General features: G+C 69.6%; 8 protein-coding genes and 2 pseudogenes. 9 read left to right on the forward strand and 1 reads right to left on the reverse strand.

Translation table 11 applies throughout. From position 1 onward, the window contains the following. Nucleotide 1 precedes the first annotated feature (1 nt). The 8 genes and pseudogenes from rseP to lpxB all read left to right on the forward strand — a co-directional run bounded on the left by rseP (nucleotide 2) and on the right by lpxB (nucleotide 7,927). A pseudogene (gene rseP / locus RUMESO_RS07975) lies at nucleotides 2-1,335 on the forward strand (RIP metalloprotease RseP). A 69-nt stretch (nucleotides 1,336-1,404) separates the two neighbouring features. After that, nucleotides 1,405-1,539: a hypothetical protein gene (locus tag RUMESO_RS27765; protein WP_281177547.1), complete on the forward strand. Its 135-nt coding sequence runs from the start codon at nucleotides 1,405-1,407 to the stop codon at nucleotides 1,537-1,539. A 95-nt stretch (nucleotides 1,540-1,634) separates the two neighbouring features. Next, nucleotides 1,635-3,962: an outer membrane protein assembly factor BamA gene (gene bamA / locus RUMESO_RS07980; RefSeq protein WP_037279479.1), complete on the forward strand. Its 2,328-nt coding sequence runs from the start codon at nucleotides 1,635-1,637 to the stop codon at nucleotides 3,960-3,962. Further along, the gene (locus RUMESO_RS07985; RefSeq protein WP_051521126.1) at nucleotides 3,962-4,597 is read left to right on the forward strand and encodes an OmpH/Skp family outer membrane protein; all 636 of its coding nucleotides are present in this window, start codon (nucleotides 3,962-3,964) and stop codon (nucleotides 4,595-4,597) included. Before bamA ends, RUMESO_RS07985 begins: the two co-directional genes overlap by 1 nt. 70 nt (nucleotides 4,598-4,667) lie before the next feature. Continuing rightward, nucleotides 4,668-5,156, forward strand: coding sequence for a 3-hydroxyacyl-ACP dehydratase FabZ (fabZ, locus tag RUMESO_RS07990; RefSeq protein ID WP_037279480.1), 489 nt, complete (start codon nucleotides 4,668-4,670; stop codon nucleotides 5,154-5,156). After that, nucleotides 5,153-5,932: an acyl-ACP--UDP-N-acetylglucosamine O-acyltransferase gene (gene lpxA, locus RUMESO_RS07995; RefSeq protein ID WP_156362755.1), complete on the forward strand. Its 780-nt coding sequence runs from the start codon at nucleotides 5,153-5,155 to the stop codon at nucleotides 5,930-5,932. The genes fabZ and lpxA overlap by 4 nt, the downstream gene beginning before the upstream one ends. Then, nucleotides 5,929-6,732: an LpxI family protein gene (locus RUMESO_RS08000; protein WP_037279483.1), complete on the forward strand. Its 804-nt coding sequence runs from the start codon at nucleotides 5,929-5,931 to the stop codon at nucleotides 6,730-6,732. Before lpxA ends, RUMESO_RS08000 begins: the two co-directional genes overlap by 4 nt. Further along, nucleotides 6,729-7,927: pseudogene (gene lpxB / locus RUMESO_RS08005) on the forward strand (lipid-A-disaccharide synthase). The gene RUMESO_RS08000 and the pseudogene lpxB overlap by 4 nt, the downstream one beginning before the upstream one ends. 12 nt (nucleotides 7,928-7,939) lie before the next feature. Here the strand turns inward: lpxB and mnmA are convergent. Continuing rightward, a complete protein-coding gene (mnmA, locus tag RUMESO_RS08010) occupies nucleotides 7,940-9,079 on the reverse strand; it encodes a tRNA 2-thiouridine(34) synthase MnmA (RefSeq protein ID WP_037279484.1) in 1,140 nt (379 codons plus the stop codon). 146 nt (nucleotides 9,080-9,225) lie between these two features. On the opposite strand from mnmA, the gene sciP reads away from it, so the two are divergent. Further along, nucleotides 9,226-9,504, forward strand: coding sequence for a CtrA inhibitor SciP (sciP, locus tag RUMESO_RS24020; RefSeq protein WP_082483420.1), 279 nt, complete (start codon nucleotides 9,226-9,228; stop codon nucleotides 9,502-9,504). Nucleotides 9,505-9,760 lie beyond the last annotated feature (256 nt).

Consider the following 9,760-nt stretch of genomic DNA (forward strand, 5'->3'; position numbering starts at 1 on the left):
GTTGGACCCCACGCAGTTCCTGCCGCAGTTCGGCAACGCCGCCTTCACGCTGCTCGCCTTCGTCGTGGCGCTGTCGATCATCGTCGCCATCCACGAATACGGTCATTACATCGTCGGACGCTGGACGGGCATCAAGGCGGAGGTGTTCTCGCTCGGCTTCGGCCCGGTGCTCTTCTCGCGCACCGACCGGCACGGGACGCGCTGGCAGGTGGCGGCGCTGCCCTTCGGCGGCTACGTGAAGTTCCTGGGCGACGCCAACGCCGCCTCCATGGGTGGGGCCGAGGACAGGGCGCCGGCGCCCGAGCGGCGCCACACCATGCTGGGTGCCCCGCTCTGGGCGCGCGTGCTGACCGTGGCGGCGGGGCCCTTCGCGAACTTCCTCCTGACGATCCTGCTCTTCGTCGCTCTCGCCATGACGCAGGGCCGGCCGGTGGACCCGTTGACCATCGCCGACCTCGCGCCCATGCCCGACACCTACGCGCAGGATCTCCGTCCGGGCGACCAGATCCTCGCCATCGCCGGGCAGCCCGTCGCCGTCGCGACCGTGGGCGAGGTGTCGGCGGACCTCCCGCCAGGGCCGACGCTCGACTATCTCGTCCGCCGCGACGGCGAGGAGCTGACGGTCCAGGGGCCGCAGCCCTTCCCGCCCATCGTGGGCGCCGTGTCGCCGAACAGCGCGGCCTGGGACGTGGGCATCCAGCAGGGCGATCTGGTGCTCGAGATGGACGGGCGGCAGGTCTGGGCCTTCGACGAGATGGTCGACATCGTCAAGGAATCGAACGGGCGGCCCCTCGGCATGACCGTCTGGCGCGACGGAGAGGAGCTGGAGTTCACGGCCGTCCCCGCCGCACCGACCTTCCCCTGCCCGAGGGCGGCTTCGAGACGCGATGGCTGGTGGGCATGTCCGTCGGCAGCTTCTTCGTGCCCGAGACCGAGGTTCCCGGCGTCCTCGTCGCGCTGGGCGACTCGCTCGCTCAGCTCTGGTTCATCATCACCTCCACCCTGTCGGGCATCGGCCACATGCTGTCGGGCGCGATCTCGACCTGCAACCTGTCGGGCCCCGTGGGCATCGCCGAGACCTCCGGCGCCGCGGCCTCGCAGGGGACCGCAAGCTTCCTGGGCTTCCTGGCTGTGCTCTCGGCGGCGGTGGGGCTGATGAACCTCTTCCCGATTCCGGTCCTGGACGGCGGCCATCTCGTCTTCCACGCCTGGGAGGCCGTGACGGGACGCCCGCCCGGCGACGGGGCCGTTCGGGTGCTGATGGCGGCGGGCCTCTCCCTGCTCCTGACGCTGATGGTCTGGGCCATCGCCAACGATCTCGTGCTCTGTCCCTGAGCCGCCCCAAGGCCGCCACGACTTGGCCATGATCCCGTGCTAGGAGCGGCCCCGAGGGAGGGCCGTTCCATGCAGGCGATCATGTCGACCACCAAGGGGCTCGCCGTCCTCTTCGGCACCCAGATGGACCGCATCGCGGGGCTCGCCATCGTGGCCGCCGCATTGGTCCTCGGGGCGTGGCTCTGTTCCCTCGGCCTCCAGTGAACGCTTCGCGGCAGGCCCGTTGCTTTTGACATCGGGCCGGGATGCCGCTACGCCTCGGGGCGAAGAAACCTCTAGAATGCGGGCGGTGAAGATGGGTGGATCGCGGTGGCGCCGGGCAGGCGCGGGCATGGGTATCCGCATCCTCGGGGGCCCTGCTCATTTCGACGGCGCCGATAGCGACTCTGGCGCAGACCTACAGCTTCAGCTCCGTCCGGGTCGAGGGCAACCAGCGCATCGAGACCGGCACCATCCTCGCCGAGGCCGGCATCTCGCAGGGCGAGACTGTCACGGCCGGCCAGCTCAACGACGCCGCCCAGGCGATCCGCGCCTCCGGCCTCTTTGAGACGGTCGAGGTCGTGCCGCAGGGCAGCACCCTGGTCATCCGCGTCCAGGAGCTTCCGGTCATCAGCCGCATCAATTTCGAGGGGAACACCACCCTCAAGGACGAGGACCTCGCCCAGCTCATCGGCTCGGTCGAGCGGCGCATCTACTCCCCGACGCAGGCCGAGCAGGACACCGCCGCCATCGCCCAGGCCTATGTCAACGCCGGCCGGGTGAACGCCGTGGTGACGCCCGCGATCATCCCGCGCGAGGGCGGGACCGTGGACCTCGTCTTCCAGATCGCCGAGGGCGGCGTCACGGAGATCGAGCGCATCTCCTTCGTCGGCAACCGCGCCTTCTCGGACGGGCGGCTGCGCAACGTCCTCGAGACGCGGCAGGCCGGGCTCCTCCGGGCGATCATCAGGGCCGATACCTTCGTGGCCGAGAGGATCGACTTCGACCGACAGCTCCTGACCGACTTCTACCGCTCGCGCGGCTACGCGGACTTCACGGTCAACGACGTGAACGCGAACCTCACGAACGAGCGCGACGCTTACCTCATCACCTTCAACGTGACCGAGGGGCCGCGCTTCCGCTTCGGCGACGTCACCCTGTCGAGCGAGGTTCCCGAGGCCGATCCGAACCTCTTCCGCGGCCTCGTGAGGGTGCAGGCCGGCGACCTCTACTCCCCCGTCGCCATCGAGAACGACGTGTCCCGGATCGAGGCCCAGGCGCTGCGCGAGGGCATCAACTTCATCCGCGTCGACCCGCGCATCTCCCGCGATGAGCGGGGCCAGATCCTCAACCTCGACTACGTCCTCGTCCCGGGCGAGCGCATCTTCGTGGAGCGCATCGACATCGAGGGCAACGCGACCACGCTCGACCGCGTGATCCGCTCGCAGTTCAACACCGTCGAGGGCGACCCCTTCAACCCGCGCGAGATCCGCGAGGCGGCCGAGCGCATCCGCGCCCTGGGCTACTTCGCCAACGCCGACGTCGAGGCCCGCGAGGGCGCGAGCCCCGATCAGGTCATCGTGGACGTGAACGTCGAGGAGCAGCCGACGGGAACCCTGTCCTTCGGCGTCAACTACTCGAGCGAGAACGGCCCCGCCCTAATCGCCGCCTTCTCCGAGGAGAACTTCCTGGGCCGAGGCCAGTCGCTCGACTTCCAGCTCTCGACCGGCGAGGACAACCGGCTCCTCACCTTCGCCTTCGAGGAGCCCCGCTTCATGGGCCGCGACCTCGCGCTCGGCCTGGACCTGAGCTACCGCCAGACCGACAACGCCAGCGCGCTCTATGACACGGACCAGTTCCGCCTGTCCCCGTCGCTCGGCTTCCCGATCAGCGAGAGGGGCCGTCTCGACGTCTTCTACGCCGTCGAATACAACGACATCACCGACGTCGCCGGCTCCGACACGCCCAACGACCCCACCGACGACGCAAGCCCCATCATCGAGTTCGAGGCCGCCCAGGGCGGGCAATGGTCCAACTCGGTCGGCTTCTCCTACAGCTTCGACACCGCGCGCAACAACATCGACACGCCCACGAACTTCAGCTTCCGCGCGGGGCAGGAATACGGATTCGGCGACCGGACCTTCATCCAGACCACCGCGCTCGCCTCGGCCGAGACGCGCGTCCTGGGCGAGGACCTGCTGCTCAGGGCCACGGTCGAGGGTGGCTACCTGCACTTCTCCCAAGGCGAGAGCCGCGTCACCGACCGTTTCTTCCTGGGCTCGAGCCGCATCCGCGGCTTCGAGCGGGGCGGCATAGGCCCTCGCGACGCCAAGACCGATGACGCGCTCGGGGGCAACGCCTATGCGGTGGTCCGGCTCGAGGCCGAGTTCCCGCTGCCGGTGCCCGAGGAATACGGCGTCTCCGGCGGGGCCTTCCTCGACTACGGCTCGGTCTGGAACGTCGGCGCGCCCGACCGCTTCCAGGACCGAATCCTCTACGACGACTTCACGCCGCGCACCGTCGCGGGCCTGTCGCTCTTCTGGGACACCCCTCTCGGGCCGCTGCGCTTCAACTTCACCGAGCCTCTCCAGGTCGAGGAGCAGGACCGGACCCAGAACTTCGACGTCACGGTCTCCACGAGGTTCTGATGCGCCTGCGGGCCCTGGTCGCCGCCCTGCTCCTCGGGCTGGCCTCGGGGCCGGCCGTGGCTCAGGACGATCTCTCGATGGGGCAGGTGCGAAGCCCCATCCTCACGATCGACGTGGACCGCCTCGTTGCCGAGACGCGCTACGGCCAGCGCCTCGGTCAGGACCTCAAGACCCAGGAAGAGGCGCTCGCCGCCGAGAACCGTCGCATCGAGGCCGAGCTCACGGCCGAGGAGAGCAGCCTCACGGAGCGGCGCCCGACCATGGAGGTCGCAGCCTTCCGAGCCGAGGCCGAGGCCTTCGACGCCAAGGTCCAGCGCATCCGCGCCGAACAGGACGCCAAGGAGCAGGCGCTCTCCGGCGCCGTCAACGAAGGGCGGACCGAGTTCCTCAACGCGGCCACCCCGGTCCTCGCGCAACTGATGATCGACCGGGGCGCGGCGGTCATCCTGCAGCGACGCGACGTATTCCTGGGCGCGTCGCTGATCGACATCACCGACGAGGCCGTCGCCGCCATCGACGCTCAGCTCGGCGACGGCCGCACCCGGGGCGGAGAGGCGGTTCCCGATTCCAGTGGCGAAGAGGCGCCGGCCCCGCGCCCGGGCGGGGCGGCGGGCCCGGGCACGCAGGACGACTGACCCTGCCTTCCGCTTGCGGGCCAAAACCCGAGTTGCTAGGCAAGCCCCAGGCAATGACGGGGGTCGGGCGATGGACGAGGTGACAGGCGAGGGGGCCCGGACGCCCCTGATCGAGGCCGACATCCACGTCATCCAGCGGATCCTGCCTCACCGCTACCCGTTCCTCCTCGTGGACCGGGTGCGCGACATCCAGGGCACGACGCGGGCCCAGGGCGTCAAGAACGTCACCATGAACGAGCCCCATTTTCAGGGCCACTTCCCGTCCGAGCCGGTGATGCCCGGCGTCCTCATCATCGAGGCCATGGCCCAGACCTCGGGCGTGATGATCGGGGCGGGGCTGGGCCTCCTCGACCAGGGGGCGCTCATCTACTTCATGGCGATCGACAACTGCAAGTTCCGCCGCAAGGTCGTGCCCGGCGACCAGCTCCTCATGGACGTGGAGACGCTGCGCGGTCGCCCCGGCGGCAAGGTCTGGAAGCTGCGCGGCGTGGCCTCGGTCGACGGCGAGGTCGCGGCCGAGGCGGAGTTCACCGCCATGATCGTCCTGAAGGGCGACTGATGGGGGTACATCCCACAGCCCTCGTCGATCCGGGGGCACGCATCGGCGACGGCGTCGAGATCGGGCCCTTCTGCGTCATCGGCCCCGATGTGGTTCTGGGCGACGGCGTCACGCTCAAGTCCCATGTCGTCGTCCAGGGCGATACCGAGATCGGGGCCGGCACGGTGGTCTTCTCCTTCGCCGTTCTGGGCGAGATCCCGCAGGACCTGAAATACGCAGGCGAGCGGACGTGCCTGAGGATCGGGCCGAGGAACCGGATCCGCGAGCACGTCACCATGAACCTCGGCACAACCGGGGGCGGAGGGGTGACCCGGGTGGGAGAGGACAGCCTCTTCATGGCGGGCTGCCACGTCGCCCACGACGCCCAGGTCGGCGACCGCGTGGTCGTCGCCAACAGCGCCGCCATCGCAGGCCATTGCGTGATCGGGGACGACGTCATCATCGGCGGCCTGGCCGGCATCCACCAATGGGTCCGGGTCGGGCAGGGCGCCATCGTCGGAGCGCTCGCCATGGTCACGCACGACGTCATCCCCTTCGGCCTCGTCCAGGGCCCGAGGGGGGAGCTCGACGGCCTGAACCTCGTGGGCCTCAAGCGTCGCGGCACCCCGCGCGAGGAGATCGCCGCCCTCCGTGCCGCCTATGCCACGCTCCGCGACGGCGAGGGTCCCTTCCAGGACCGTGCCCGAGCCCTCGGCGACTCCGAAAGCTCCATGGTCCGCGACGTGGCCGAGTTCGTCATGTCCGCCTCGGACCGCCAGTTCCTGACCCCGCGATGATCGCGCTCATCGGCAGCCTCGACCCTCTGACGGCGCTCCTGGCCGCCACGCTCCGGGCGCAGGGGCAGGCCCACATGATCTGCACCCTCGGTCACCGGACCGTCCTCGACCCGCTACCCGGGGACCCCCTGACCTTCCGCGTGGAGCATCTGGGCACGCTGATCCACCATCTCGGCCAGTCCGGCATTCGGGCCGTCTGCTTCAGCGGCGGCATCCATCGTCCGCAGGTCGATCCCGCCCAGATCGACGCGCTCACGGCACCGCTCGTCCCGCTCCTCCTGGCCGCGCTCCGCCAAGGCGACGACGGGGCGCTCCGCACGGTCATCGGCCTCTTCGAACAAGCGGGCCTCGCCGTCCTCTCGGCGCAGGATCTCGTCCCCGAGCTCCTGCCGCATCCCGGAGTCCTGACCCACCACCGTCCCGCGCCGCAGCACGAGGCCGATGCCGCCCGCGCCGAGTCCGTCCACCGGATCATCGCGCCCGCCGACATCGGTCAGGGCGTGATCGTCCGCCGAGGCCAGGTCCTCGCCGTCGAGGCGCAGCCCGGCACCGACTTCATGCTCCGCTCCGTCAAGGGCTTCGCCGAGGGCGCGCTCTTCTTCAAGGCCCCCAAGCTCGGCCAGGACCGCCGCGCCGACCTTCCCGTGATCGGTCCCACGACGATCGAGAGGGCCCGCGACGCCAAGCTCTCCGCGATCGTCATCGAGGCGGGTGGCGTCATGGTGATGAACCGAGAGGCCACGGTCGCCGCCGCCAATGAGGCATCCCTCGTCCTTTGGGTGCGCGAGCCCGGCCCATGAGGGTCTTCCTCGTCGCCGGAGAGGCCTCGGGCGACAAGCTCGGGGCCGCGGTGATGGCCGGCCTCCGGTCGCTCCGCCCCGACGTGGCCTTCGACGGCATCGGAGGCGAAGCCATGGCGGAAGAGGGGCTGCGCAGCCGCTTCCCCATGTCGGATCTTTCGGTCATGGGCCTCGTCGAGGTGCTCGGGCACTATCGCCAACTCAAGCGGCGCCTCGACGAGACGGTCCGCGCGGTCCTCGAGACCCGCCCCGACATCCTCCTCACCATCGACAGCCCCGACTTCGGCCTGCGCGTCGCCAAGGCCGTAGAAGCAGGCGGGGCCGGGGTCCGCTGCGTCCACTACGTGGCTCCCACGATCTGGGCCTGGCGGGAGGGACGGGCGAAGAAGCTGCGGGGCGTCGCCGACCAACTCCTCGCGCTCTTCCCCTTCGAGCCGCCGCTCTGGGAGGCTCAAGGCGTCCCCTGCGACTTCGTGGGTCATCCCGTCGTCGCCGAGCCGGTCGCGAGCGAGGACGAGGTCCGGGCGTTTCGCGGCACCTTCGGGATCGGCGACGCCCCTTTGGTCCTTGCGCTTCCCGGCTCGCGGCGGAGCGAGGTCGAGCGTCTCGCCCCCCGTTTCGGCGATGCCCTGGGTCGCGTTGCCGACCGGCGTCCTGGAACTCGCGTCGTCCTGCCGGCTGCCCGTCCGTGGCCGAGCAGGTGAGTGATGCCGTCGCCTCATGGCCGGTCAAGCCCGTGGTCCTGACCCCGCGCGCCGATCCGCTGGCCCAGGCCATGAAGCGCGCGGCCTTCAACGCGGCGGACGTCGCGCTCGCCGCCTCCGGGACCGTGTCGCTGGAGCTTGCAGCCGCCGGGACCCCCATGGTCATCGCCTACGACATGGCCTGGCTGACCTGGCAGGTGATGAGCCGCCTGGTCCGGCTCGACACCGTGACGCTGGTCAACATCGTTTCCGGCACCCGCGCCGTGCCCGAGTTCCTGGGCCCCGCCTGCCGACCCGTCCCGATCGCCGAGTCGGTTCTGCGCGTCATGGACGACCCCGGCGCGCAGGAGAAGGCCATGCGCCTGACGATGCAACGGCTCGGGCAGGGCAGCGAAGCGCCGGGGCTGCGGGCGGCGAAGGCCATCCTCGCGCGGATGCAGGATGGCCGGGACCCATCCCGCGCCTCCCTTTCGGCGAGCGGGGCCGCCTGAGCCCGAGCTGGCCTACGCCGCCCGCGCGATCCACCCGCCGCCGAGCACCCGCGTCCCCTCGGGCGCATAGAACACGCAGGCCTGCCCGGGCGCCACGCCTTCCTCGGCCGACAGCAGAGTGACCTCGGCCCCACCCTCGGCGGGTCGCAGCAATGCCGGCACCGGCTGGCGGGTGGAGCGCACCCGGACCAGGACCTCGTGCTCCCCTTCGAAGGCGCCGTCGCCGAGCCAGTTGATCTCCCGCAGCGCGATGGTCCTGGACTTCAGCATCTCGCGCGGGCCCACGACGACCTGACGCTTGTCCGCGTCGAGCCGCACGACGAACAGAGGCTCATCGAGCCCCCCGATCCCGAGGCCCCGCCGCTGCCCGACGGTATAGCGCAGCACCCCGTCGTGCCGCCCGAGGACATGCCCCTCGCGATCCACGATGTCGCCTGGCTCGGCGGCGCCGGGACGCAGCTTCTCGATGACCGCCGCGTAGTTGCCGTTGGGCACGAAGCAGATGTCCTGGCTGTCCGGCTTGTCGGCGACCGGAAGCCCGAATCGCGCCGCGAGCGCCCGCGTCTCGGCCTTGGACCCAAGCCCTCCCAGAGGAAAGCGCAGGTAGTCGAGCTGCTCCGGCGTCGTGGAGAACAGGAAGTAGGACTGGTCGCGCGCCGGATCGGCCGCGCGGTGCAGCTCGGCTCCCATCGGGCCCACCATTCGCCGGATGTAGTGCCCCGTCGCCATGCAGTCGGCGTCGAGCTCCCTGGCCACGCCGAGGAGATCGCGGAACTTGACCCGCTCGTTGCAGCGGATGCAGGGCACCGGCGTCGCCCCGGCGAGATAGCTGTCCGCGAACTCGTCGATCACGGACTCGCGAAAGACATTTTCGTAATCGAGGACGTAGTGCGGGAAGCCCATCCGCTCCGCCACCCGGCGTGCATCGTGGATGTCGCGTCCCGCGCAGCAGGCCCCTTTCCGCGCCAGCGCTGCCCCATGGTCGTAGAGCTGGAGCGTCACGCCCACGACGTCATAGCCCTCCTCGGCCAGCATCGCGGCGACGACCGAGCTGTCCACGCCGCCCGACATGGCGACGACGACCCGCGTATCGGCCGGCGCCTTGGACAGGCCCAGCGAGTTGAGGTCCGACACGTAGGGATCGAGAGGCATGGGCGTGGTCCCCGAACCGAGGCGCAAGGGCCCCAAGGCGTGCCCAGATAGGGAAAATTGCCCGCATTAGCAAGGCTCAGGTTCACTGTCCCTTAATGCCCTGGGCCTCATTCTCCCGGGACATGAGCAAGAACCAGGGGTCTCCGATGTATCTTCGCAAGGTGGAGGGGCCGCGGAGGGTCACGTTGCCCGATGGCCGGATCATGTCGCGAGCGGACCTGCCGCCGCCCGACACCCGACGCTGGGTGGCATCCCGCAAGGCCGCCGTGGTGAACGCCGTGAAGGCCGGCCTCATCTCGCGCGGCACCGCTTTGGAAACATACCGTCTCAGCGAAGAGGAGCTCGCCGAATGGGAGAACGCGGTCGCAGCGCACGGAGAAGCTGCATTGCGCACGACATGGTTGCAGAAGTATCGACAACCCTAAAGCGAGCGGTAAAGTGCCCCTCGCTGGTAACGGGAAGTTAACCTTTGGCGTTGTTATACTTGCCGAACCCAAGCGGGGGAGGTAGGTAGATGAGCGCCCCGACCCTACCGCTCGATGGGTTCGCCGCTTTGATGGCGAGCTACACCTCTGCGGTTAAGCAGAGGAAGCTGGTTGCCGTGTTGAACGCCTATGTTGACGACTCAGCGAAGCATCTTGGTCGGCAGATGTTTTTCTTCGGCGGCTACGTCAATCACGC

The organism is Rubellimicrobium mesophilum DSM 19309, assembly GCF_000600335.2.
Taxonomy (GTDB): Bacteria; Pseudomonadota; Alphaproteobacteria; order Rhodobacterales; family Rhodobacteraceae; genus Rubellimicrobium; species Rubellimicrobium mesophilum.